Raw genomic sequence first — 26996 nt, 5'->3', positions numbered from 1 at the left:
GTTAGAGCAGATTTCAGAAGATAATCTCTGCAAAAAGTAAATACATTAATTATGTTTATAAAAAATATTTGTTTTCTCCTTTGTTTTATTTCGGGTATTGTTTTCTCTCAACAGAATCAAAAACCTGTTGATCTTAAAATAAAAGAAGACTTTACTCATCAATGGACAAAAACAGTTTTTCCAAAACTTTGGGCTGGTTTTCAGAGAGAAACGGTGCGTACTTATGATTCTAAAAATAAAAATATAGGAATTAGTTATGTCCAGAAACAATCTAAGAAAAACAAAACTGTAATTACAATTTATATTTATCCGAAAAGTGAAATTAATAATCAGTCTTTAAGAGATGAATTTTTGAGCTATCTGGTTGCAATCAATAAAAACTCTCAATCTTATGTTGAGATGAAACCTTTATTCGGAAAACTTTCGAATGATAAGCTTAATGTGCATTACATTTATTCATTATTCAAAAACTCGATGGTTGAAGCTGATTTTTTTAATGGAGTAAGACCCGTTGAAAAAAACTCTTTGCTTTCTATTTATGAAAGTGGTGGATGGACATTTAAAATAAGAATTTCAAGCGATGAAATGACCAACGAGCAATTGACTGACCTAAAGCAGAAAACAGAAAACTATTTTAGCGTTTTGGATATTGCTACAACAAAAACATTACCTGTAAACGATGCTCCTGATGTTTTACTTTCTCCCATTGTTAAAAGAGATTCTATGATGGCTAAAGCAACCATTGTTGCTGCAGAAGCAAAAATAGAATGGCTGAAAAATAATTCGGATATAAAAGATATCATGACCGGCTTTAATGATATGAAAATTGAATCTGAAATCTATGCCACAGAAAAGATGCTACAATTTTTCAAAACAAACAAAAACAATTGGAAAATGACGCTTGAGACACAAAAATATTTTGATGACATGATTCTAATTTCTGATAATAAACAAATTGAAAATTATATTTATGACAAATATATGGGCGTGATAGATTACCCTGAAGGAGAGATTCATAAAAAATCTTACGCTCAGTTTAAAACAGACCATAAGATTTCTAAAGAACTTGATGAAATTTTCTTAAAACTATTTTATAATTTAGAATAAATAAGTCTTTATAGATTTATTCTATCATAACAGATATTTTATTTTAACTCGTATTAAAAAATAAAACCCGATTTTTGTAAATCAAAGAACAAAAAATTCTCAACCCTAAAATGAAAATTGAGCAAATATATACAGGCTGTTTAGCACAAGGTGCATATTATATCGTATCAGAAAATGAAGCAGCGATCATCGATCCGCTGAGAGAAGTAAAACCATATCTTGACCGCCTGGAAAAAGACAATGTAACATTAAAATATATTTTTGAAACTCATTTCCATGCAGATTTTGTTTCGGGGCATTTAGATTTAAGCAAAAAAACAGATGCTCCAATTGTTTACGGACCCACCGCACAACCTGAATTTGAGGCTATTATCGCTGAAGACAATCAGATTTTTGAAATCGGAAACGTCAAAATAAAAACTCTTCACACTCCAGGTCATACGATGGAAAGTACTACTTACCTTCTGATTGACGAAAACGGTGTAGAAACTGCTATTTTCACCGGAGACACTTTATTTTTAGGTGATGTCGGAAGACCTGATCTTGCTCAGAAAGCAGGAAGCGTGACACAAGAAGATCTTGCGGGAATTTTATACGAAAGTTTACACAGTAAAATTCTTCCTTTAGACGACAGCATTACGGTTTATCCGGCTCATGGAGCGGGTTCTGCTTGCGGAAAAAACATGCAGAAAGAAACGGTAGATATTTTAGGAAATCAAAAAAGAACAAATTATGCTCTGAATCAACCTGATAAAGAATCTTTTATAAGAGAAGTTTTAGACGGATTAACGGCGCCACCCAAATATTTCGGGATGAATGTTGCCATGAATAAAGGAGGCTACGACAGTTTAGACACTGTGATGAACAGAGGTTTAAACCCCGTTTCAGTAGAAGATTTTGAAAGTTTTGCTGAAGAAACCGGAGCTTTAATTTTAGACACAAGAGGACCTGCAGATTTTCATAAAGGATTTATTCCAAATGCTATCAATATCGGTTTAAAAGGAGATTTTGCACCCTGGGTAGGAAGTCTTATTGTAGACGTAAAACATCCTTTATTGCTGGTTGCTGAGGAAGGAACTGAAGAAGAGGTGATCACAAGATTAAGCAGAGTTGGTTTTGATCATGTTTTAGGATATTTAAAAGGAGGTTTTGAAGCATGGAAAAACTCAACGAAAGAAATCGACGAAGTAAAAAGAATCTCCCCTGCCGAATTTGCAGAAGCATTTAATGAAAATTCAAAAGTCATTGATGTAAGAAAAATCGGTGAATATTCTGCTGAACATGTCGATAATGCTTACAGCAGACCTTTGGATACGATCAGCGATTGGGTTACATCCATTGATGATTCTGAACATTTCTTTTTGCATTGTGCAGGAGGTTACAGAAGCATGATCGCGGCAAGCATCCTTAACTCACACGGGATCAGAAATTTCACAGAAATAGAAGGCGGTTTTAACGGCATCAAAAAAACAGAAAAACTTCCTGTTTCAGATTTTGTATGCCAATCTAAAACTTTATAAATGAGAGTAAAAGTAAGTGCGTTAATTCTGATTTCAGTATTTGCGCTAAGCAGCTGCAAAACACAAGCTGTAGCAGAAAACAATATTCAAACCAACATTAAACAGGTTGTAAATAGCACCGATGTTATTTTGGTTGATGTAAGAATTCCTGAGCAATATGCTGAAGCTACGGCAAAAGATGCCGTGAATATTCCGTTGGCTGAGTTAAGCAACAATATAAATTCGCTAAAAGGCAAAAAAGTAGTCGTTTTTTGCAACAAAGGTATACAGGCAGACCAAGCTGTAGAAATTTTGAAGAAAAACGGAGTTGACGTTTATGATGGTACGACCTGGAAAAATGTAAAAGCCATTCAGGAAGAAAAATAATAAAAACGAAATACAATGTCTCAAAAATTCCAAGAAATAATAGATTCTGAAAGACCGGTACTTATCGATTTTTTTGCTACTTGGTGTCAACCATGCAAAGTGCAGTCGTCGGTTCTGAATACAGTAAAAGAAAACGTTGGCGAAAATGCCAGAATTATAAAAATTGATATTGATCAGTATCCTGCGATCGCTTCACAATACAATGTACGAGGCGTTCCTACTTTGGCAGTTTTCAAAAAAGGAGAATTGTTGTATAAAGAAAGCGGTGTGCATGACGTCAATCGATTGACCCAACTGTTGGAACAGTTTATGTAAAAATATTTAGCCTACATATTGGCTTATAAAAAAGGCTTAGATTTTATAATCTAAGCCTTTCATTTTTTGAAACACTATCAAATTCCAAAAAACGAATTAGTTTTTAATCACTTTTTTAGAAACTTTCTGTCCATTTTTCAATTGTAATTCAACAATATAAACTCCTTTCTGAAGTTGCTGCATATTGATTTGGTTATTTGAAAACTGAACATTCATTTTTTGCCCTACTATATTGGTAACGTTTACTTTATCAATATCAGAATCTGTTTTAATATTTAAAATTCCGTTGGTTGGATTCGGGTAAATTCCGATAATATTTCTTTTGATATCTGAAGTTCCTAAACCTGTGGTAACGTCTTTTATACATCTTACAGATTGGCCTTGAGCTCTTGGTCCGCCAGAATTTGGATTCGCTAACGCTGTAGAATTATATAAATATTTTCCTCCAGAATTGGCAACATCTCCACTCCAATAATATCCTCTTTCGCCCACATAAGTAAATCCGCCCGTACTTTGACTTCTATAACCTGCCGCCGGTAATTTTAATTTGCTTGTAAATGCATTAGCCGCACTAGACATTCCTTCTGCACCTACAGCAGCCACCCAATCAGCCTGAGAAGGTAATTTCCAACCTGCACCGATTGCTTTACAAGGATCAACACTTACTTCTGAAGTTATTGCTGAAGTATTTGCTCCATTCCATAAATCACTCAAAGCATTTGTTGACCACCACGCAGGACTGTTCCCTAAAATAAATGAAGACATTCCGGCAAGACCTGTAGGATTATTGGTTGTAGGAACTGTTGTTGTAGCAGAATTTCTGTTTTGATGGCCATCATCCCATCTTCCCCACTGGAAAAGATCTCCGTAAGACTCGGCATCTGCCATAGCAGTCGCTACTTGTCTACTTCCTAAATTTTGCTGAAGCCAAACTTTTCCATCTGCACCTCTTACTGTTGTATAAGTTACTTGTTGACCTTTGTAAGTGAAAGTTACACAACTTGTATCTCCCGGATTGGTTCCTGGATCAGCATTATTACACCCAGGAGTGTTATTGGGTAATTGAACTCTTTTTACCCTTACTCCATTTTGAGAATAAGTAAGAACCAATGTATTGCTTACCGTATCATATTGTAAATCATTGTATAAAGCAGTACCATCTGACACAAAATCTCCACCAAAAGTTGCCCACATATTGGTTGCAGCATCAAATTCATAAACAGTATTTTTCCCTCCGTTTACAGCCCACCCGCTTGCTACTGTGTAAAGCTTACCAGAAGGAGTTACAGCAATAGAAACATTATACAGATCATTTGAAATTCCAAAATCGGCATTTCCAATCTGCTCCCAAGTTGTTCCGTTAAATTTTTTCACATTCAGCCTTCTGTTATTAGCCGACGTAGAAGAATATATGACATACAAAGTATTGTCTGAGCCTATTGCAATATCAGAAGTAGCGTTTGCACCCTCTGTAAAAGCGCTTCCTACGGCAACACCTCCTACAAGAGCCCACGCATCAGTGGCAGAAGCCGTTGCATTGTTTTCATAAACTCTTACCCCTGAGGCAACATGGCAAACATATACTTTCCCATTTGTTCCGATTACCATTTCTGCATGAGTAGGGTTTGCACCCGCAATATTAGTTGGGCCAACCTGTTCCCAAACTCCGCTCACAAAACGTTTTACCGTTCCTGAACCAACAGATCCATAAACGAAAGGAATACCATTAGGTGCTACTGCAGACGCCTGATAATTTGTTGTATCTGTGAATGGAAGGGGAAGTAAATTCCATGATGTTCCTTCAAATTTTCTCACCTCCATTCCTGAGTTGGGATACCCCCATTGGTTGGTGTAATACACATTTCCAAATGCATCCAAAGAAAGCGAATTATAGGTTGCTGTCGCAGTAGTAATTCCTGCACTTCCTCCAACATATGACCATGACGAGCCATTAAATTTCTGTACAGAACCTTTCTGAACAGAAACATCATAGTAAGAAACATAATAATTTCCCTGAGCATCAATGGCAAGATTATTATAACTGCTTGTTCCGGCAGAAATACTTCCTGTAGAGCCCACATCTACCCATTGTTGGGCATTCAATGAGCTTACTGCTATCGAAAGGATACCGATTCCGGCTCCGAATTGCTTTGCTTTTGATTGTAAATTTTTAAACATAAATAATTCTATTTTTATTTATTCTAAATTATTCTATAATTTTCGGCAAAATTAGTCTTGAAAAAACCTAAAGAGTTATCATTTCCGATTTTTTAGTTATCATATCAAACATGATGATTGTCATTAATCTGAATATAAAAGCATTAGCCGACAATTCCATGGTGAAATTGTCGCCTAAATACAAATCAAATGTTAAAATAAATGTTAGTTTTTAATTACTTTCTTAGAGATTTTTTGTCCGTTTTTCAATACTAATTCTACAATATAGACTCCATTTGGCAATCCCTGCATATTAATTTGATGATTAGAATACTGTATTTTCAATCTCTGTCCCACAATATTGGTTACGTTCACCGTATTGATTTCAGAATCTGTTTTGATATTTAAAATCCCATTGGTCGGGTTAGGATAAACACCAACGCTGATTTTTTTAATTTCTGTAGTTCCCAATCCTGTAGCAACCTCTTTTATACATCTTACAGACATTCCTGCATCTCTGCTGGCGCTGTTAGACAACGTTGAGAATCCACTGATATATAAATGCTGACCAGACCCTGTATAAGGTGATGCTGATGACGACCAAAGATAAAGCCTTGTTCCTGGAGAGAAAATACCGCTATAATCTTTCATTCCTGCAGGAATCAGCTTTAAATGACTTGAAAGAGCTGAATTATATTCTGAAATATTTTCTGCAGCCACCGCCGCATCAATTTCTCCAACTGTTGGAAGTCTCCAGTCTAAGCCAATTGCTTTACAAGGGTCAACTCCTTTTGTTGCTGTTGCAGCCGAAACGTTTTCTGCAGTCCAGCTATCAGAATCAGTTCCTCCTGACCAAAAGTTTGAAGAAGAATTATATCCAGCAGAATAAAATGCAGCATTTCCATTATTTAAACCTGAAGGATTATTTGGTGAAGGAGCTGTTGCAGATAATGTAGAGCTTCTAAGCTGGTGACCATCATCCCATCTTCCCCACTGGAACAAGTCTCCGTAAGCATCAGAATCTGTAAGTGATGATGCTACTTTAGTACTTCCAAGGTTTTGCTGAAGCCAGATTTTACCATCCGTTCCTCTTACTGTGGTGTATGTAACCGATTGACCTTTGTAGTTAAATGTTACACATCCTAAATCTCCGGGACTATTTCCTGGGTCTGTATTATTGCATGATGGCTGAACCTGTAAAGCAAACTTTTTCACAACTGTTCCTTCAGTAATTCCTTGAGAAAAATAATCATCTAAAGAATATGCTAGAACCAAACTATTAGTGTTGGCATCAAATTCTAAATCATTGTAGTGTGTAGAACCATCAGACACATAATTCCCTCCGAATGGGCTCCATGTATTAGTCGCTGAATTGATTTCATATACCGTATTTTTACCTTCGTTTTCATACCAACTGCTTGCAGCAACAAACGGCTTTCCTTGTGGAGTAACAGCTATTGAAAAATCTAGATTGCTTTCAGCTACACCAAAATTTTCGTCTCCTAATTGCAACCAACTAGTACCATCAAATTTCTTTACATTAATTTTTCTAAGTAAACTGTTGGGGTCATTAGGATTATTTAATGTTTTACCATACACCACATACAAACTATTATCAGTACCCATCGTAAAATCTAAGGTAGCATATACACTTTCAGTAAAAGCATTTCCCAAAGAAGCTCCTCCCACCAAAGTCCAAGCTGTAGTAGATGACGCCGTCAATGTATTTTCATAGACACTTACCACACCATTAGAGATCTGGCAAACATAGACTTTTCCATTAGTTCCAAGTTTGATTTTGCTATGGTAAGCGGTTCCAGAAACTACATTAGCCCCTATTTGTTGCCATACACCATTTACAAAACGTCTTACGGTACCCTGAACATAAGTATATAAAATATTATCTGATGAAACCACTGAAGATGGATATCCTGCAAAACCACTCGTAGGAATAGAAATCAAAGAAGACCATACAGCTCCAGAAAATTTATTGACATCCATATTGTTTCCCTTACTTAAGTGATAAACATTACCATCGGGTGCCACGGATAAAGAATTATGATTAGCATAATCATCAGTAACACCAGCCGAACCTCCTAGATAAGACCATGAAGCCCCGTTAAGTTTTTGTACCGAACCTTTATCCACAGAAAGATCGTAGTAAGAAACATAATAATTTCCTGTATTATCTATTACCAAATCATTAAATCCACTTCCATTAGCAGATATTATTGATGTATTTCCTGCATTTTGCCACTGCTGAGCATTTATAAAATTACTTCCTGCAATCGATAGCACAAAAGCTCTTAAACCAACTTTTGCTATAGAAGAATATAAATTTTTAAACATAATTAATATTGTTTTTATTTATTCTAAATTTAATTTACTTTTGCAAAAGTAATCTGCATCTTAAATTCCTAGTTATCATTTTCAAATTTTTACTTATCGGATGCAGGCTTGCTTCAATTATGATAGAAACAAAAACACTTCGCACAATGAAGCAGAAGAAAAGAGGCTTACTATTTCAATCTGAGGACATTAAAGTGGTTTTTAATGAAGACGAAACAACAGAAAATTATCTAAAATCTCATTTTATTGAAGGAGAATCTAGTTTTAATCTTTTGTTTTTGCTGAGTCCAAATATCAATTTGAGAGCATCAGATTGTGGTACTTATTTTAAATTTCAAAAAAACCAATACATTCTGCATTATTCTTCATTAGAAAATCGTGCAGAATTATGGACAGAGAATCAGGAAGTTTTAAAGTACTTGCAGATACAGATCAATCATCAATATGTTTTTAATCTAATCGATCCGCATTCTAACGTTGAAAGTGCCGAAATTCTGAAAAATATGAAGAATAATAATTTTATTTTTCTTCACAAGCAGACTCCACCCAATATGACCGTAGAAATGCACATGATTTTGAAGGAAATTTCTGGATATTCTAAAATAGGAGTTATGCAAAAACTATTTATTGAAGCAAAAATCATCAAACTATTAATTCTGATCTTTGAACAGTTTAATGAAAAAGATATCGAAGAAGATCTGTCTAAAACGCCAGAAACGATCAAGAAATTTTTAGATGAAAATTATCATAAGAATCTGAAAATAGAAGAGATTTCTAAAATCATAGGCATTAATCAGAATAAGTTGAGAAAAGAATTTAAAGAACATTACCAAACCACAATTGTAGATTATATTTCGGAACTCAGAATGTTGAAAGCAAAAAAAATGATTGTCAACAAAGAAATAATGATTAAAGAAATTGCTATAGAATGCGGTTATGAATACGTACAGAATTTCACCCGTGCTTTTAAGAAAAAGTTTGGAGTATCGCCTGAAAAGCTGAGATTAGGGTAAAAAAAGAAAAACCACTAAAATAAATTAGTGGTTTAATATATGTTGTTTTGCTTTGATATTACTTTCTCGGAATTCATGTGAGAAAGCAATGACAATCAATTAATGATGTCCGTGATTGTGCCCGTGGCTATCGTGAACGAAAGGACCATGACCTTTAGGCTGGCTGAAGATTACCTCAACACCTTCTTGCTCGGTAAGCAATTTACTTCTGATCTGTTCTGGATCAAAAGGTTTTACTTTACCAAAATATTCTTTCAAACCCTCAGTTAACCACAAAGGAATAATAAAACCGAAAAACATTAAGATACACCAGAACCCTACAAGGAACATACAAATAAAATAGATTGTCCAAAGGAATTGGTAAAACGGCCAAAATGCTGATAACATCATGTTTCTTAAATTTTAAGCAAAAATAGGACTTTTTTCTTTTGTTCCAAAAGATATACGCCCTATTTTTATTATTTATTTTTATTTTAAACTAATTAATTTAGATATTAGAAGTTAGATGTTAGATATTAGACTACAATTCTACTCTAAAATTCTTACATTTCACTTTCAAGCCTAAAATTTTAATGAGCAAGGTTGGCGAAGAAATCGTTTCCTTTATCATCGGTAATGATGAATGCCGGGAAATCTTTCACTTCAATTTTTCTTACCGCTTCCATTCCTAATTCAGGGAAATCAACTACCTCAACCGACAAAATATTGTCTTTTGCCAAGATTGCAGCAGGTCCACCAATCGAACCGATGTAAAAACCTCCGTATTTATGACAAGCATTGGTTACATCTGCTGTTCTGTTCCCTTTTGCCAGCATCACCATACTTCCGCCATGACTTTGGAATTCGTCTACATAAACATCCATTCTTCCCGCCGTTGTAGGTCCGAAACTTCCTGAAGCCATTCCTTCCGGAGTTTTTGCCGGTCCTGCATAATAGATCGGGTGATTTTTAAAATATTCAGGCATTGGTTGTCCAGCATCCAATAATTCTTTGATTTTTGCGTGAGCAATATCTCTTGCAACGATCAAAGTTCCATTTAATTTTAATCTTGTTTTGATTGGATATTTTGAAAGCTCAGCCAAAATTTCAGGCATTGGTTTATTCAAATTAATCTCAACTGCTTCTTCCAAATGTGGCGGAGTTGCAGGTAAAAATCTCTTCGGATCTTGCTCCAATTGCTCTAAGAAAATACCGTCTTTGGTAATTTTCCCCTTAATATTTCTATCTGCCGAACAAGAAACTCCCATTCCAACCGGGCAAGAAGCTGCGTGACGAGGAAGCCTGATTACTCTAACGTCGTGCGTTAAATATTTTCCACCAAACTGAGCCCCGATTGCACTTTCCTGGCAAATTTTCTGAACTTTTGCTTCCCATTCCAAGTCTCTGAAAGCCTGACCAGCTTCATTTCCTTCAGTCGGAAGATTGTCATAATACTTTGCAGATGCTTTTTTCACAGCAGCCAAGTTTGCTTCTGCAGAAGTTCCACCAATGACCAAAGCTAAATGGTAAGGCGGACAAGCTGCGGTTCCCAAATCTGAAATTCTTTCTTTTACAAAAGCTTCCAAAGATTTTTCATTCAGTAAAGATTTTGTTTTCTGATAAAGGAAAGTTTTGTTAGCAGAACCTCCTCCTTTCGTTAAGAATAAAAACTCGTAATAATCTCCTTTTTTAGCATAAATATCAATTTGTGCCGGAAGATTTGAACCCGAATTTTTCTCATCAAACATCGTTAAAGGAACGACTTGAGAGTATCTTAAGTTTCTTTTTTGGTAGGTATTGTAAATTCCTTTGCTTAAATACTCGCCGTCTTCAACGCCGGTATAAACATTTTCACCTTTTTTACCCATCACAATTGCCGTTCCTGTATCCTGACAAGAAGGCAAAGCTCCTTCCACAGCAACTGCAGCATTTTGCAATAAATTATAAGCAACAAATCTGTCGTTATCAGTCGCTTCAGGATCATCGATAATTCTTCTCAAACTTTCTAAATGCGAAGAACGAAGCATAAAAGAAACGTCTGCCATTGCCTCTTCAGCCAGCAATTCCAATCCTTTCGGATCGATCGTTAAAATTTCTCTTTCGCCATGCTTTTCAACCTTAACGTAGTCTGAAGTTAATTTTTTGTACACCGTATCATCTTTCAAAATTGGATACGGATCTTGATATTTAAAATCCATTTACTTTCTATTTCGGTGCAAAAATACGGCTTACGAAAAAAAACATGAGCAAAATCAGCGACTTATAATCGTATTTATAATGATTATAAATTGCAAGATTCTGAGTTAATGATTAATTTTATAAACCACAAAGATTCTCAAAAAATAAACGTCTCGTTTGTCATTCCGTAGGAATCTCAACAGCTTTATTAAAAAATTAAGCCTAGACTCCTAAAGAATGACAAAGTGAGTGGACAATTGTTGCAGTTAAAAATTAAAACTAAACAGAAATAAAAATTTCAATCACAATGAATTACAGAATAGAAAAAGACACCATGGGTGAAGTGCAGGTTCCTGCTGATAAGTTTTGGGGCGCACAAACGGAACGCTCAAGAAACAATTTCAAAATCGGTCCGGAAGGTTCTATGCCTCACGAAATTATCGAAGCTTTTGCTTATTTAAAAAAGGCTGCAGCATTTACCAACACCGATTTGGGAGTTCTTCCTGCTTCAAAAAGAGATATGATTGCTAAAGTTTGCGATGAAATCTTAGAAGGTAAACTAAATGATCAATTTCCTTTGGTAATCTGGCAAACCGGTTCGGGAACGCAATCTAATATGAATGTGAACGAAGTGGTTTCTAACAGAGCGCATGTAAACAATGGTGGAACTTTAGGCGATAAATCGGAAGTTCACCCGAATGATGATGTCAATAAATCTCAGTCATCCAACGATACTTATCCAACTGCGATGCACATTGCGGCTTATAAAAAAGTGGTTGAGGTAACCATTCCTGCAGTTGAGAAACTAAAAAATACGTTGAACGAAAAAGCAATCGAATTTAAAGACATTGTAAAAATCGGAAGAACGCATTTGATGGATGCTACTCCACTTACTTTAGGTCAGGAATTTTCAGGATATGTTGCCCAATTGAATTACGGAATCAAAGCGTTAAAAAATACATTACCTCATCTTTCCGAGCTTGCTTTAGGCGGAACCGCAGTGGGAACAGGTTTAAATACACCTCAAGGTTATGATGTAAAAGTGGCTGAATATATTGCAAAATTCACCAATCTTCCTTTTGTAACTGCCGAAAATAAATTTGAAGCTTTGGCTGCTCATGATGCTATTGTAGAAACTCACGGAGCTTTAAAACAATTGGCGGTTTCTTTATACAAAATTGCTCAGGATGTAAGATTATTGGCTTCGGGACCTCGTTCAGGAATCGGGGAAATTCATATTCCGGAAAACGAGCCGGGTTCTTCTATTATGCCAGGAAAAGTGAATCCTACACAAAATGAAGCTTTAACGATGGTTTGCGCGCAGGTTTTAGGAAACGACACTACCATTTCTTTTGCCGGAACCCAGGGAAATTATGAGCTGAATGTTTTCAAACCGGTAATGGCTTATAATTTCTTACAATCAGCTCAGCTAATTGCTGATGCATGTATTTCATTTAATGATCATTGTGCCGTTGGAATAGAACCGAATCACGCAAGGATCAAAGAATTGGTAGATAAATCTTTGATGTTGGTAACCGCTTTGAATACACACATCGGTTATGAAAACGCAGCAAAAATTGCAAAAACCGCTCATAAAAACGGAACAACACTGAAAGAAGAAGCCATCAATCTTGGCTTTGTAACTTCTGAACAATTTGACGAATGGGTAAAACCAGAAGATATGGTGGGAAGCTTGAAATAAGGCTCAAAACATAAACAAAAACACTCCGTAGAAGATTCTTCGGAGTGTTTTTGTTTGTTAATGTGAATGTTGCTTTTTACTACTCAATTCTTATGCCAAATTGAAGTATTTGTTAGTTTGTCATGAAATTATTTTTTGGTGAAAAATTGTATTGCTTCCTGAATATTTCTGTCTTGGAGCAAATCATCAAAATTATCCTGTTTTGAAACAGTAATATCTGGTATGATCTGTTCATAATAATTTCCATTTCTATCACAATCATACCCAATGCTTAAAGGCATCCTTGCATCAAAAGGTAACGTTACCACCATATTGGAAGTCGTTTTCCCTAAAGTTTTTTCTCCTATAAAAATGGTATTTGATCTTCCTTTAAAAGCTAAAGCAGTCACTTCACCTGAACTTGCCGTTAATCCACCTATAATTACTGCAACTTTAGATTTATCTGCTAATCCTCCGCTTGGCTTTATATAAGAAGGTTTCTTTTCTCCCTGATCGTAAACTCCTTTATTCAGTTTAGTAGAATTAATCAGTTTTTTATCTGCATCAAGAGTTCCCCAAACTACATTATCTCCCAACAAATCATATAAAGCTAACAGCATTGGCGCAGAATTTCCACCTGTATTTAAGCGAAGATCTACGATCCAACCTTCCAATTTATTATTGGTTTTTAATTCAGCTAGTTTATCATATAAAGGCTGAGCAATTCTATGAACATTTTCAGAACTAAAATCCTCAAATGAAATATTTGGCATTAAAATATAAACATATTTTTCATCTAAAATTTTTGCTTCAAATTGTGGTTTAGAAGCAAACTTTGTCATCCACTGATCACTGAAATTCTCCCATGAGATTTCTACTGCAGGACCGTAATTCTTTCCTTGGTACATTACTTTAGAATGATCAGCCCCGATTTTTTCAAGCAAAATTTTCACTTCTTTCAAAGAACTTTTAAAGTCTTTTGCCGTTTCAAGATTTTCAAATGTTTCAGCCTTGAGTTTCTTCCAGTTAAAATCTTTTTTGTGTAAATACGCTACTTCTAAAGATTTAAACACTTTATCGTAGAATACTTTTGTACTATCCTGTGATGTCTTTATTTTTTGTGCATTGATATTGATCGTTAGACAAAAAACGCAGATGAATCCTAAAAGCTTATTCATTATTGTTGATTCATTCATCTAAGTTACCATCCCAATGCTACCCCAAAAACCAAAGCTTTATCATTTTCAAAATAAGAATCTTTGAAGAAATTGCTGAAATCTTTTTTCACGAAAAGGCTTATATTATCATAAGACACGGTAAACTGAGCTCCGTAAACAAAAGGATTTACCTGATAATTTGAACGGTCTCTGATATTTTGATCGTCTCCTTTCACAATATTATTGGTTGACATTTTAATTCCGCCATAAACGTTGGCTCCCACTCTGAAACCGTCTGAATAGGGTCTGTACTGAATATCCATTCCTGCATTTTTTAGTTTAGAAAAATTATACTGAAAACCAAGCGGAACCATCAGATATCCCGTTCTCAATTTGCTTTTATCTAAACTTCCTTCAAATTTAGACAATGAAACTTCTCCATTTTGTTTTGCGAAAACCATATTATTGTCAGCACGAACGGTTCTCCAAGAAAAACCAAGCCCCGAAATAAATCCCCATGGGCTTGTTCTGCTGAACTGATAATTAAATTTTAATCCAAATTCAAGATTATTGGCATATCCTAAATTCTTATCTAAATCATTATCTGGCTTATCATTCGTCAGCGTCATAATTCCGTAAGAGAAATATCCTGAAAAATCTTTCGTAGCACGGAATTTCTTCATCAATTTCTGTTTCAATTCTTCATTAGAAGCTACATCAGAATTCAAAAGAGAATATCTTACCTGCTTTTGAATTACAGTATCCAAATCAAACCCTAAAGCTTCAATTCTTTGATCTATTTTTTCAGAATAACTGTCTGCAACCTGAGCTTTCTGCTTGTCGAATTCTATTTTGTCTAAATTTTTAGCCTGCAGAACCAACAATTCACTTTCCATCAGCTTCTTTTCTTCCTGAATAATAGTATTTATTTTCGCAGCGTATTCTTCTACTTTTTCCTTTACAATCGGACTTACTGTAGTATCTTCTTTTGGCTGAAGATTTAAACTTAATGTTTTTCTTTGTGCATTGATAGAGGTTGCAACAAGGCACAACATTCCTGTAATGATAAATTTCTTAATCATGATATTATATTTTTTTAGTTTAAATTGGATTATTTTGTATTGAGGTCGATGGTCGCAACATTGCTTCCGTCCTTAGATTTTTCGATAACATCTTTATGCTCTACCGAGAAAAGCAGCGTTGAAGGATCTACATATCTTTTCTTTTTCTGAATCTTTACAGAATCAGCTTTCGCCATAATTTTCGTTGGCGAATTCAGCGTCATGTGAGAAGCTATTCCAGAAGGATTTTCTTTGAGTAAAGGCAGATTATTGTTGACAGGAACTATTTTCTCTATTTTTTCTTCCGAAGGAATATTTTTTATCTGAGACAGTTTTCCGTGATCTTCTTTAATGATAACTTCCTGCGACTTTATTTTTTCCGACTGTACTGAACTTTCTTCTTTCAAAGAAGGTGTTTTAACTGTTTCTGCAACCTGTATTTTTGGTTCGGATTCGTTATTAAAAAACAAAACCGCACCCAAGCCAAATATCAAAACAAAACATGCAGCAAGTAAAACCCAGTTAAAGTTAGATTTTCTTGAACTCGTATTTTCGGTTTGAGACTGAATTTCTGACCACAAATCTCTTGACGGAGCTACTTCCCGTTCATCGATTTGCTTTTTGATCTGATATTCTAAATTATTTTTAAACGTGTTCATTTTTCAGTTTTTTTTGTTGTTGAAAGTAGATCTTTCTCAATTTTTCTTTTGCTCTGAAGAGTTGGGTTTTGCTTACTGCCAAAGAAATATTTAGCGTATCTGCAATTTCCTGATGCGAATATTCTTCAATCACGTAAAGGTTGAAAACCATTCTGTACGCATCCGGAAGCTGATCTAAAAGTTCCTGAGCATTAAAATCAAAATCTATTGCCTCTTCATGTAAATCTTCCAAAACAGAAGCATGAACGTCGTCGAGATAAAAAACCGTCTTGCGGCTTTTGATAAAATTAAGACATTCATTGACTACAATTTTTCTCGCCCAACCTTCAAAGTTTCCTTCACCACGAAAGCTTTCGATATGTTTAAAAATCTTGCAAAATGCTTTAATCACGCAATCTTCCGCCTGATACAAATCGCTGACGTAGCTTTTTGCCACACTCAGGAATTTTTTTACACTTTGGTCGTAAAAGATTTTCTGCGCAGCCGGATCCTGCCTTTTAAGGCGGCTCAGCAAATCCTCTTTTTTATTCTTAAACAAAAGCTTCATGGTTTATTCTATTTCTATAGTAAAGACAGCAAAAGTTTAAAATGGTTACAGAAAATTTTATTTTTTCAATCAAAACAACATAACCAACTGAAAATGAATAGTATATTTTTTTTACAATTTATATTTAAATAGATTCTTTTTCTATAGACACTTCTTGTTTACCTAAACTTACCTGATCTGCAAAATATTTTTCGAGATCCTGTAATGTTTCCGGAGTTGTCTGAATATCACGCACAACTTCACCTTTATTTACTACCACAATTCTATTACAAACTTCTGTGGTATGCGCAAGATCGTGACTGGAAATTAAAAATGTCACTCCATTTTCATTCGCAAAATCACGAATCATATTTTTAAGTTTAATTTGTGTAGAAGGATCCAGATTTGCAAAAGGCTCATCCAAAATAATGATTTCCGGCTTACCAATTAAAGCCCCTACAATCCCTACCTTTTTCTGATTTCCTTTTGAAAGATCACGAACGTATTTTCCTGCATTTACGATTTCTCCGTTAAATAAATCATGAAACTGTTTTAAAAACTCATCTACCGAAGCTTTATTCTGCCCTCTCAATTCGCCGATGAAATAGAAATATTCTTCAGGAGTAAGATAACCGATCAAAAAGGTTTCATCAATAAACGCTGAAACTTTGTTTTTCCAGGCTTCAGATTCGTTTACTTTAATTCCTTCAACGCTTACAAATCCTGTTGTAGGCTGAATAAGATCGAGCATTAAACTGAAAAGCGTTGTTTTTCCGGCTCCATTGTTTCCGACCAAACCGAAAGTTTCGCCTTTTGTAATTTCAAGATTTTCTATATTAAGAACGGTTGCTGTACCGTAAGTTTTTTTTAAATTTTGGATTGTAATCATGTTGTTGGGTGTTTAATGTTGGGTGATGGAGGTTTATTTTGACATGCCAATTCACTTTTACCTTTAACTTTTACCTTGGCTCTTCAAAAATTAATCTTTTTTGAACGCTTCCAAAGTGCTGTACTTTTCAGTTTTATATTTTTTGATAATAATATCGAATATTTTTTCTCGGAAAATAAATCCAATAAGACCTAATATCCCGATAGAAATGACAGCAGCAGAAATTCCGAAAAAATAATTCATTGCATAAAAAACCGCCATTGGTAAAAGCATTTTAGGAACCATTAAAATAAATGCCTTGAAAGTGATTGTATTTTTTTGTCCGATCCTTTTTTCTTTTGAATTAAGGTCAATAAGGTTTTTATTATACGCCCCCGACAAGAGAGTTAGCTGAGAATTCACCCCTATATTGTATAATCCTGCTGCGAAGAAGGCGAAATAAATATTCCATCCGAAATAGGCATAAAACAAGGCTAGAACGATAGAAACTGCCGTAACAATATTCATCAGCCACCATTTCGCTTTAAGATATTCTTTGTAGGGAACATTTTGAGTCATCATCAAAGGATAATAAGCACTGTCGAAAGCAGGAACTCTCTGCCCGAAAGTAAACTGAAAACCTCCCGTTACGAAAAGCCCCATAAACATCATCCATGCCGGGCCGCTGTACATATCATTCGCAAACATCAACAAACCGTAAAACAGAAACATAAAGCTTCCGATAAGAACGCCTTTTGTGACTTTATTACGTTTCAACATTTTAATATCGTTGTTGATAAAAGTTCCGATGGCTCCGTATTTATTAAGGAAAGCAATGTTTTCGGTTTTTCCTATTTCTTTTTTGGCCTCCAACCCTTCATCCAGATAAAAACTTTTTCGGATGTAGTTGAAAGTGATTTTCCAAAGAATGAAAAAGAGCATCACAGGAACTACCGCAAAATAAGGACTCTCGTAAAGAGCATAGAAAAACTTTTCTGAATACGATAAAACAGGAACAATTTGATAATAATTTAAAGCTGCAAAAACAGCAATTAGAACTCCAACCCCAATTGCGATATTTTCTTTATCATTAAATAAAAGATTGATAAAATTATTCAGGTAAAATAACGAAGAAATACCTATAAACCAAGTGAAGACCCCAAGAAAACCGTAACCATTGAAAGCCAAAATCCCGCAAAATGTTACGATAAATATTGAATTAAACCAGCTCAGCGGAGTGAGAAATGTTTTAACCAAAGTATAATTAACAACGATTTTTTTGGGAATATTCAGCGTAAGAAAAGGTTTGATATTCTGAGTCGGAATCTGCTGAAGCATATATTTAAAAACCAGATCAATCAACCAGCCGATGATCATGAAACGCGAAATAACCTTCAGCGGATCTTCCTTCATTTCTTCCTGCACGTAGAAGTATGCAATAAAAGACATCATTGCGAGCCACAAAATGAAGAAGCAAATCCCGATAATTCTAAAGATCTTCATGGCAAGATTGATCCCTACCGAAGATCCTCTAAAAAAACTTTTCCATTCCAGCTTCAAAAATCTTTTAAACATAATTTACTTTTTAAATATTAGTAAAGAAAAGTTTAAAAATGTTACATAATTTGTCACTAAATATGGGGATAGTTGCAATTTCCGATAATTAGAATTTTATAAAAAGGCTTTCAATTTTATCATATTCTCCATCTACAAAATACTGAAGATGTTGTAATGAGGTCTGAAAATCAATTGACCAAACATCATCAAGAACCATTTTTTCTCGCCTCCCCAAAAGCCCGAATAAGATTTTTACATTTTTAGGTCTGTTATACCATAAGGAAAATTCTAACTCCTCTTCTTTATTATAATCGGATGTTAAACAAAAAGACCTCCCATCCTGAATGCATGTAAAATCTAACGACGGATTGTAATAAATCAATTCCTGGTCTAAACTGTCTGAGAATTTCAACCGCTCCATCCAAGGATAATTCTTTGCTATGTCTAAAACATTTTTCGGCGAGAGTATTTCTTTTTTATATTCAATCTCTTTTTTATCCGGATGGCAAATAGAGTAAGTATAAGTTTTCATCATTAATATAGTTTTAAAAGTTTTTTAATTTCAGCATAAAGAACGTTCAGGTACTCATCTACTGAAGCACAATTTCCATTAGAATAATTCCTGTAATCTCCATTATGAAGCGCTTGGAAAACAATTCCGGATCCATCTGAACAAATTGGTTTTAAATCGTAAGTTTGTTTTTCCCAAAACTTGTTTTTATTTAATGCATTCTCAAAATCATTGAATTCTTTTTCGGAAAGTTTTCTTTTCTGACATACAGTAATAGGATATTCAAACTCAGATGTTTTTTCGTTATAAATTGGCTGATTTAACTCATGAGAAGTCAAAAAATACCCAGATTTTCTTTTTTCGACATTGGTGAAAATTGTTTTCCCAAATGCAGACCACTTATAGAATTGATAAATTTTATCTTTTGGATCTGTTTTTTCAAACTGATAAATACATTCTAAATATTTTAAACCTGTTTGTTTTAAATATCTATCACAATCTTCTTTATTGAAATTCTGGGAGAAAATTTGAATTGATAAAAACATTAAACTGAATAACATTAATTTTTTCATCATATTAATTTTCTCAAATATACTCAAAAACAACTGTCAACAACCTGCACAACTTTGACGGAAGTCACAAAACTAGTGTTTTGAAACCAAACAACTTTTACTTTTGTTTCAAACCAACTGCTTGTAACAAAACACAATTGGCGGAGGTTCCAAACAAACTGTGGAAGATAAAAGTAATTTGTGTTTTGTTTCCCGCAATTTGTTTGAAACAAAACAACAATGATTCTGCATTAAAACAAAATCCCCAAAGAAAAATTCTTCGGGGATTGATTATTATTTATTTAAACTAAAAGCTATTTCACTTCAACAAAATTATCTTCAGGATTTACATCAGCCAATCTATGACTGAAGTCTATTCCTAAAACTCTCAACTGAGATTTGTTGTACGGAATCGTTAATGTATATTCTTTCTGCGTCCAAGGCCAATATTTTAGAGTAGTAAACTCGCCGAACGCATCTTTGGTTTTCCAGGTATGCGTCATGTTTAATGGGATTTGATAATTAACCATTTTATTGTCGGCAGTAATTACGCTAAAATCGATCGGCATAGGAATCTGGCTGTTATTAACTAAAGTTATCGTTGTAGAGCTATTGCCGTACTGTACGTCTTTAATTCCGTAATCGATGGTTTTTGTCGTATTAATCCAATAATGATGAAACCATTTCAAATCCATCCCGGAAACTTTCTGTGCAATATGAAGGAAATCTCTGTCGGTAGGATGTTTCATGCTCCATTCTTTGAAATATTCGGTCATGATTTTGGCTAAATTTTCTTCTCCAACGATATATCCTAATTGCACCAGATACAATTCACCTTTTACATAACTTGCATAAGAATATGCTGTTCCATTGTCGTGATGATCGCCCAACCAAACTGCAGGCTCTTCAATTCCTTTTTTTAGAAACTTTCTATAAGCATCAATCTTTTCAACGAAAGCATTCGGTCTATCGTCTTTCGGCGGAAATAACTGATGCATCACGTAGCTTTCTGCATAACTTGTAAATCCTTCATCCATCCACGGTCTTACAGGTTCGTTGGTTGCCAACATTTGCTGATACCAAGAGTGAGAACCTTCGTGAGCCATCAATCCCATCAAATCTTCAATGTTTTTTGCTTCACCCAAAATCATAGTACACATTCCGTATTCCATTCCGCCATCGCCACCCTGAATGAAAGCGTAAGAAGGATAAGCGTATTTCCCGAATTTAGAATTCATAATCTGGAAATATTTGGTAACATAAGGTTTCGCTTCACCCCAAGCTTTCGTTTTATCACTCTTCAGATATACAAAATACACTTTCGGGCCTTGAGAGACATCGAAACTTTCTACCGAATAATCTTTATCTGCAGCCCAGGCAAAATCGAGCATATTTTTGGCTGTCCATTTCCAGATTGCTTTATTTTGATCCGCTTTAATTTGTGCTGAAGCATCATACCCTTTTACTTCTTTTGGATTTAAAAGCGTTCCTCCAGCTCCAACAACGTAATCTTTATTGATTTTAATCGTTACATCAAAATCTGCGAACGGGGCGTGAAATTCTCTTCCTATATAATCAAAAGTTGCCCAACCATCATAATCGTATTCTGCAATTTTAGGATACCATTGCGTCATCGTCATATCAACTCCTTCACGGTTATTTCTTCCGCTTCTTCTGATTTGCTGAGGAATCACAGCATCCCATTCCATTGTGAAAGTTGTTTTTGAATTAGGCTTGATAGCTTCATTTAGATACACTTTCATTACGGTTTCCTGAATTTCAAACTTCAGTTCTTTTCCGTTTTGTTTAATCCAGTGAATATTTTGTGCGCCTTCTTCATTTTTAGGAATCGAAGCTAATCTTGAAATTCCGTCTTTCTGTAACCTAGAATCTCCATTTTTCCCTTGACTTGCCACTCTTTGATCCATCATTGAATTAGGCTTAAAAGCATTCCAATACAAGTGGAAATACACGACGTTGAGCTCGTCGGGCGAGTTGTTGCGGTATTTTAAAGTTTGAGTTCCCTGATAAGTAAATTGTTCTGCATTGACGTCGATATCCATTTTATATTGTGCAGCCTGCTGGTAATAGGCATTTTGCTGTGCCTGAAACTGCGAAATAATAAACGCAAAAAGGATGATAAACGATTTTCTCATTGATAAATTTTATTTTTCTAAAGGTAGGTAATTTTTGAAAAAACCTCAAATATGTAGCTTTGATGAGGCTTTTCGTTGGAGTTTAGATGAGTTTTAGTTTTGATTGTTAAATTAGATTAAACACAAATATCACAAATGAAGACACAAATAGACACTAATAATTGCGTCATTAGTGAAAACATTAGTGTTATTAGTATTTAGATAAAATCATCTTTTTAATCAAAGTAATCTGACCTAAATGATAATAAGAATGTTCGATCATTCCGTCGATGTTTCTTAAATAGGTTTCGTATTTTTCGTCAACAAAAACCTTATCTAATTTAGAATCCGGCATTTGCTCTAATAAAGTGGCAAACTTTTCGGAATCTTGCCAAAGTTTATTTAAAAGACTTTCCCATTGCTCTTGAGATTCAATCGGAGGAAAATCAAAGCTGAACTTATCCTTAATTTCCAAATCACCTCCGTCAAAGACATTCATCAATCCTGCAATGTAATAATCAATATGAAAAGTGAGCATTGCAATTGTATTTAAAGAATCAATTTTTGTAGTTGCCTGTTCCCATGTAACATCTGAAAGCTGTTCCTTAAAATTGGTATTGGCAATCCATTTTCCATCCAGTAAAACTTCTCGAAATCTTTTGGCTAATTGTGAAGTTGTGCTCATTGTATTGTTTTTTCTAAAGATAAATTTTCTTAACCACAAATGTCACCAATAAGAAACACAATTTTTAGCACAAATAAATTAGCGTCATTCGTGAAAAACATTTGTGCTATTCGTGGTTAAATAAAAAACCTCAAATGCAAAACATTCGAGGCTTATATTTAATTTAAAAATAAATTATTTTTTAGCAGAAATTTCTTTCTTTCCGCTTTGTAGAATCTTTTCAAGGATTCTTAAAGTAATCAGATAGGTTGGTTTTACTCCTGTCAATCCTAAACCTCCCGAAGAAAGCGTGGCTCCTGTTTCCAAAGGATTATCTGAAGCATAGTAAGCGTAACTCACAAAAAGATCGGGTGCAATGTGATGTCTGATTTTTGATGCCACCTGAATAGCTTTCTGGTAATGTGCACCTTCCATTTCAAGACCAATCGCCTTCCAAGAAGTATTCATAAAATACTGAAGAATATCTCTGTTTTGAAGAGATGTTCCCAAAACGGTAATCATCGGTCCTTCAAAAGCATTTAATTCATCATCTTTAAAATCTTCCAATTTCAGAGCGTTTTCAAAAGGATAATTATCTGCCGTTCCTTCAAAAATATGAGAAGTAGGGATCATAATATCTCCTTTTCCGCCTTCAAGAATTCCGGCTTTCCCCATGATAGAAACAGATTTCACCTTCATCATATAGACTTCGCCTTTTTGTTCGAAAGGTCTCAGCAACTCATCCATCACCTCAAAAGCCTGTTCACCAAATGCATAATCGAAAACCATGATAACATCGTCTCCGTCATATTTCAAATGTCCGAAAGGTGTGTTTTTAAGATTGGTTTTGCTTAAATCGATAATCTGAACATCGATATTACTTCCGCTCTTATCGTTGATGTAGATCAAACCTTCATCCAGAGCATATTTTGAAACTTTATCACGAAGATCTTTTTTATCTGAAATATCTCCGTATAGTTTATAATCTACTTCTTTGGTGTCTTTTTTCTTTAAAGCATCATTTCCGTACAGCATATTTTTTACAGAGTGCATGTTTGCCGAAATAATGTGTAACGGACGCATGTGAAGATCGTTTTCAAACAAAACTTCTTTCACTTTGTGAGCCCATTTCTCTCCAAAATAGTGGTGCCCTACTCTTTCTTTAAGAATTGCACTGAAATAGATCTCCCTTTCACGGCTTTGTTTAGCATCTTCCAAACTCACTTTTCCTAAATGGTAAATGATTTTGAATAATCTGTCCGGATTTTCATCATCACCAAAAGTGTTGTAAGCGTTTAAAGTTTCATCAAAAGTTCTTCCTATTAAAGATGAAAGATGAATTAAAGCCACTTCTTTTTCTCTTCTGCTGAATTTTTTCTCCCCTTTTACCACTTCTTCGATGATTTTGAAAGCTCTTGTCGGCTTCCAGTTTTCATCTTGAATAAATGCGAGGTTACGAATTTTATCTGCTTCTATAAATAAGAACGTTAAATGCGTAAGAATATCATAGATTTCTGAACGACCCAGAAGAACTTCAATATTCATTTGGTGCTCATCGATTCGGTAACAGTTTCTTCTTCTCTTTTTAGGAACGATCGGCTCGAAACTTCCTTTATCAAAACCTTCGTCTGATGTAAGATGAATGAAAGCGCATTCTTCAATACCTTCTGGAAGTCTGTCTAAAACATACATCAAACCATCCAATTCCAATTTGCTTGGAACGCTCATGGTACCGTAAATTTCCGGATTGATCGTCTTCAACAAACTTCTAATGCTTTCTCCAGAAACTCCGCTCGGCTTAAAAAACCCTCTATAAAACAGGTGTCTCATAGATATGTATAGTCTTTCAATTGCCTCGGTAGTTTCTCTTGCTCTAGAATTTGTCATATATTAAAATTTTTATAAAAAGTCTTCTAAGTTACGTAAATTATTTTTAATAAATTAAAGTGTTAAAAATCAATAGATTAAATACTCAATACAGAATCTTAATTGTTGATTAAAAGTTTTTTAAAGTTAAGATTTACCCTTCTATTCTGAAAGAAATTGAGAATAAGTTTTCTTCATATTAGAAATAATATTTTAATCTATTATTCCAAGCCTCCTTGCTTCTTCTTTTACCTTATTAAAACTAACATTCTCTAGGGTTTTCATTAATTTCCTGTTGATATATAATTGCAGCGTGTACGTATTATTTTGAGTCGGAGTTATTAAAACCCCATCTTTAGGTTTTCCTTCAGAATCGATTTGAACGCCCGCAACAATTAGATTTTCATCGGTCTCTTCAACGAATTTATTACTTGTGAATTTATCCGCCAGATTATTAAATACTTCCTGAACCGTAGGAAACTCAGCAACAACATCATACACTTTATAAAACAATTCAACACCTTCGCTCGGCTCGATTGCTTCGTCTTGTATATTTATCTTTTTAGAAATGATTTTATTATTTTCTTCATAATAAAGAATAACCGTCTCACTGTATTTCGATTCCAGATATTTTTTTCTTGTATCATCAATCACTTTACCATCGATGGAAAGCTTTTTATTGAAACCGTTTTTAGAAATATCAATTGTAACCACCGCAGATTTCTTGCCTTGCATATCATTGATTTCAATAATATTATTTTTCAGTTCAAAATGAATCCTGTTAAAATAATGCATCGCAAACAAATCCCAATCAAAGCTTTTTAAAATTCCGTTTTTCCAATATCTGGTAATAAATTGCTTGTCGTTTAAAAGATACTCAGCACCATCAAATATTTTTCCGTCTTTGTAAGCCGACTTGATATCATAATATTGATGTCTGTAATTATCCATATTTTTTAGATAATCATTCGAATATTGAAATTTTAGAATTCCATTTTCAAAATAATCAATCTGCTTAAAATCATGACTATATTCGGTTTCAAAATATCCGGAAAAAGGTTTTCCATTTTTAAAAATACCTTCGTAAGAATCTTGCGGTTTTTCTGAAATTGCAAAAGAATAATCTTTAACCTTTACAAGAATTCCGTTTTCGTAGAATTTTTGCTTTTTAATATTGTCCTTATTATAATGATCTTCAAAAAATATCTCTTCAATAAGTTTTCCGTTTTTGAAAACTGACGTTTTATCGTCACCAATTAAGGTTCCGTTGTAGGGCTCGTTATTTTTATATTCTAAAGTTCCTATAATCTTCCCATCATCATAAAAAGTGGTCATTCCATCCAGTTTTTCGTTTTGAACAGTGTAGGTTTTTTGTAAATTTTCTAATCTGTAACTGAAAACTTTCTGCAATCCAGTCTTTTTGAAATTTTCTACATTTATCAATTCAAAATCATCGGATCGATCATTTAACCCTACAACAAAAGTTCCATTGTAAGGTTTTCCGTTTTTATAAATCCCTTTGGCTATAATTTGCTGATCTTCATTTTTTGCAATCGCTTCTCCTTCTTTTATACCATTTGCGTAATTTAAATTAACATACATATTTCCGATACGTTCATCAAAATTTCCATTAAAAGAATCTCCCTCTTTATATATACGTCTATTTTTTAACGTCCCATTTTCAGAATACTCTATTTCTTCACCGTCTTTTAAGCCTTTATTATAATTCGTTTCGTGAGAAATACCTTCTTTTGGGAAATACAAAATCTGCTTTCCTGATTTTTCTCCGTTAATGAATTTTGAAATAGATTTTACACCCGTTGCGAAATTATTATGGAGATAATATAAATATTCAATTCCGTTTGCAATACCGCTTCCGTATTTTTCAAAATGATTTTCAGTTAATGACTGGATTAATTTCCCCGATCTGTCATAATTTTTCTGCCCGATAGGTTTAAAACCATACGAACTGATTTCATAAACTATTTCCTGAGCAATCTGTTTTGAATCTTTCCAAAATATTTTTTCGGTAACGGTCTTTCTGTTTTTGGTCTTTTTTGAAGAATTCCCCTCATCATCCATTGGCGCCAAAAGCTCTACAGTTTGTGGTTCAACTCCAACCGTTTCTGGAATCGGCGGCGGCGGAACAGCCAAGATTTCCGTTCTATTTTGTGATTCACCTTCAGACATAGAAACTTCTTCAACTTTTGCGTTATAGTCGTAATTGTCACTATTTTTTACTTTTTCAAAACTTCCGCTGATTGGTTTACCTTTTTCAAAAAGTCCTTTCATTAAAACCGTTCCGTCAGTACTATAAATTATAGTCTCGCCGTGTTTTACTCCATTCTTATACTGAACTTTTTTTCTAATCTTCCCATTTGGATAATAATATAATAAGGTAAGGTTTTTTGTATCATTTCGATATTGACGAAAATTATCATCATTTCCGTTTACGTCATACCAAACAATATCTCCTACGTAAGCATTTTCATCTTTCTTAAAAGCATATCCTTCAAACTGCGGAGTTCCGTTTATATAAAAATCCTGGAGCAAAACCAATTCACCCAATTCCTTCATTGGCATTAGTCTATAATAAGAAGCGTCTGACTTTGACGTTACCTTCCAGTCTTTGTCATAATAAACAAATTCTGACTTTTGAGAAAGTAGTATTTGGGAAAATAAAAAAGCTGTAATAAGAACAATTCTTTTAATCATTTGATTTGGATTTACTCAAAAATAAGAAATTCTAGCTTCATCAGATTTTATTTTAAAAAGA

Annotated in this window: 22 protein-coding genes; 6 read left to right on the top strand and 16 right to left on the bottom strand. The window is 34.3% G+C overall.

What is annotated here, in order from left to right:
• The first annotated feature begins 51 nt into the window (after positions 1–51).
• The 4 genes from B5X64_RS01640 (at position 52) to B5X64_RS01625 (ending at position 3308) form a co-directional block, all read left to right on the top strand.
• Positions 52–1107 (top strand): hypothetical protein, encoded by a 1056-nt coding sequence (locus B5X64_RS01640; RefSeq protein WP_079463591.1) that lies wholly within the window; start codon positions 52–54, stop codon positions 1105–1107.
• 110 nt (positions 1108–1217) lie between these two features.
• Positions 1218–2627 (top strand): MBL fold metallo-hydrolase, encoded by a 1410-nt coding sequence (locus tag B5X64_RS01635; protein ID WP_079463590.1) that lies wholly within the window; start codon positions 1218–1220, stop codon positions 2625–2627.
• Entirely contained in the window at positions 2628–2993 is a 366-nt protein-coding gene (locus tag B5X64_RS01630) for a rhodanese-like domain-containing protein (protein ID WP_079463589.1), read from the top strand.
• A gap of 15 nt (positions 2994–3008) precedes the next feature.
• Positions 3009–3308 carry a thioredoxin family protein gene (locus tag B5X64_RS01625; RefSeq protein ID WP_079463588.1) on the top strand — a complete coding sequence of 100 codons (300 nt, stop codon included), beginning with the start codon at positions 3009–3011 and terminating at the stop codon, positions 3306–3308.
• A 96-nt stretch (positions 3309–3404) separates the two neighbouring features.
• Here the strand turns inward: B5X64_RS01625 and B5X64_RS01620 are convergent, their stop codons facing one another.
• The gene (locus tag B5X64_RS01620) at positions 3405–5486 is read right to left on the bottom strand and encodes a T9SS type A sorting domain-containing protein (protein WP_079463587.1); all 2082 of its coding nucleotides are present in this window, start codon (positions 5484–5486) and stop codon (positions 3405–3407) included.
• A gap of 204 nt (positions 5487–5690) precedes the next feature.
• Entirely contained in the window at positions 5691–7814 is a 2124-nt protein-coding gene (locus B5X64_RS01615) for a T9SS type A sorting domain-containing protein (protein WP_079463586.1), read from the bottom strand.
• A 146-nt stretch (positions 7815–7960) separates the two neighbouring features.
• On the opposite strand from B5X64_RS01615, the gene B5X64_RS01610 reads away from it, so the two are divergent.
• Complete coding sequence (locus tag B5X64_RS01610) at positions 7961–8827, top strand: helix-turn-helix domain-containing protein (RefSeq protein WP_164463459.1); 867 nt, start codon at positions 7961–7963, stop codon at positions 8825–8827.
• Positions 8828–8926: 99 nt separating this feature from the next.
• On the opposite strand, the gene B5X64_RS01605 is transcribed toward B5X64_RS01610, so the two are convergent.
• Positions 8927–9217 (bottom strand): hypothetical protein, encoded by a 291-nt coding sequence (locus tag B5X64_RS01605; protein ID WP_079463584.1) that lies wholly within the window; start codon positions 9215–9217, stop codon positions 8927–8929.
• A 179-nt stretch (positions 9218–9396) separates the two neighbouring features.
• Entirely contained in the window at positions 9397–11004 is a 1608-nt protein-coding gene (locus B5X64_RS01600; RefSeq protein ID WP_079463583.1) for a fumarate hydratase, read from the bottom strand.
• Positions 11005–11291: 287 nt separating this feature from the next.
• On the opposite strand from B5X64_RS01600, the gene fumC reads away from it, so the two are divergent.
• Positions 11292–12686, top strand: a complete 1395-nt coding sequence (fumC, locus tag B5X64_RS01595; RefSeq protein ID WP_079463582.1) for a class II fumarate hydratase — start codon at positions 11292–11294, stop codon at positions 12684–12686.
• Positions 12687–12814: 128 nt separating this feature from the next.
• Here fumC and B5X64_RS01590 read toward each other — a convergent pair whose 3' ends face one another.
• The 12 genes from B5X64_RS01590 to B5X64_RS01535 all read right to left on the bottom strand — a co-directional run bounded on the left by B5X64_RS01590 (position 12815) and on the right by B5X64_RS01535 (position 26935).
• Positions 12815–13843: a S41 family peptidase gene (locus B5X64_RS01590; RefSeq protein WP_079463941.1), complete on the bottom strand. Its 1029-nt coding sequence runs from the start codon at positions 13841–13843 to the stop codon at positions 12815–12817.
• Between the two features lie 23 nt (positions 13844–13866).
• Complete coding sequence (locus tag B5X64_RS01585; RefSeq protein ID WP_079463581.1) at positions 13867–14904, bottom strand: porin family protein; 1038 nt, start codon at positions 14902–14904, stop codon at positions 13867–13869.
• Positions 14905–14933: 29 nt separating this feature from the next.
• Entirely contained in the window at positions 14934–15542 is a 609-nt protein-coding gene (locus tag B5X64_RS01580; protein ID WP_079463580.1) for a hypothetical protein, read from the bottom strand.
• The gene (locus B5X64_RS01575; RefSeq protein ID WP_079463579.1) at positions 15529–16089 is read right to left on the bottom strand and encodes an RNA polymerase sigma factor; all 561 of its coding nucleotides are present in this window, start codon (positions 16087–16089) and stop codon (positions 15529–15531) included. Before B5X64_RS01575 ends, B5X64_RS01580 begins: the two co-directional genes overlap by 14 nt.
• 124 nt (positions 16090–16213) lie before the next feature.
• Complete coding sequence (locus B5X64_RS01570) at positions 16214–16957, bottom strand: ABC transporter ATP-binding protein (RefSeq protein WP_079463578.1); 744 nt, start codon at positions 16955–16957, stop codon at positions 16214–16216.
• A 90-nt stretch (positions 16958–17047) separates the two neighbouring features.
• Complete coding sequence (locus B5X64_RS01565) at positions 17048–18511, bottom strand: DUF5687 family protein (RefSeq protein ID WP_079463577.1); 1464 nt, start codon at positions 18509–18511, stop codon at positions 17048–17050.
• An 88-nt stretch (positions 18512–18599) separates the two neighbouring features.
• On the bottom strand, positions 18600–19028 hold the full coding sequence (locus tag B5X64_RS01560; RefSeq protein ID WP_228418683.1) for a hypothetical protein: 429 nt from the start codon (positions 19026–19028) through the stop codon (positions 18600–18602).
• On the bottom strand, positions 19028–19576 hold the full coding sequence (locus tag B5X64_RS01555; protein WP_139377594.1) for a hypothetical protein: 549 nt from the start codon (positions 19574–19576) through the stop codon (positions 19028–19030). The genes B5X64_RS01560 and B5X64_RS01555 overlap by 1 nt, the downstream gene beginning before the upstream one ends.
• 293 nt (positions 19577–19869) lie before the next feature.
• On the bottom strand, positions 19870–21711 hold the full coding sequence (locus tag B5X64_RS01550) for a M1 family metallopeptidase (RefSeq protein ID WP_079463575.1): 1842 nt from the start codon (positions 21709–21711) through the stop codon (positions 19870–19872).
• A 190-nt stretch (positions 21712–21901) separates the two neighbouring features.
• On the bottom strand, positions 21902–22375 hold the full coding sequence (locus B5X64_RS01545) for a DUF1572 family protein (RefSeq protein WP_079463574.1): 474 nt from the start codon (positions 22373–22375) through the stop codon (positions 21902–21904).
• Positions 22376–22549: 174 nt separating this feature from the next.
• Positions 22550–24241, bottom strand: coding sequence for a DUF6909 family protein (locus tag B5X64_RS01540; protein WP_079463573.1), 1692 nt, complete (start codon positions 24239–24241; stop codon positions 22550–22552).
• Positions 24242–24433: 192 nt separating this feature from the next.
• Positions 24434–26935 (bottom strand): toxin-antitoxin system YwqK family antitoxin, encoded by a 2502-nt coding sequence (locus B5X64_RS01535; protein WP_079463572.1) that lies wholly within the window; start codon positions 26933–26935, stop codon positions 24434–24436.
• Between the last annotated feature and the right edge of the window lie 61 nt (positions 26936–26996).

The sequence above is a fragment of the Chryseobacterium balustinum genome (assembly GCF_900168205.1).
GTDB lineage: Bacteria > Bacteroidota > Bacteroidia > Flavobacteriales > Weeksellaceae > Chryseobacterium > Chryseobacterium balustinum.
This window is presented reverse-complemented; position numbering and strand designations above follow the sequence as displayed.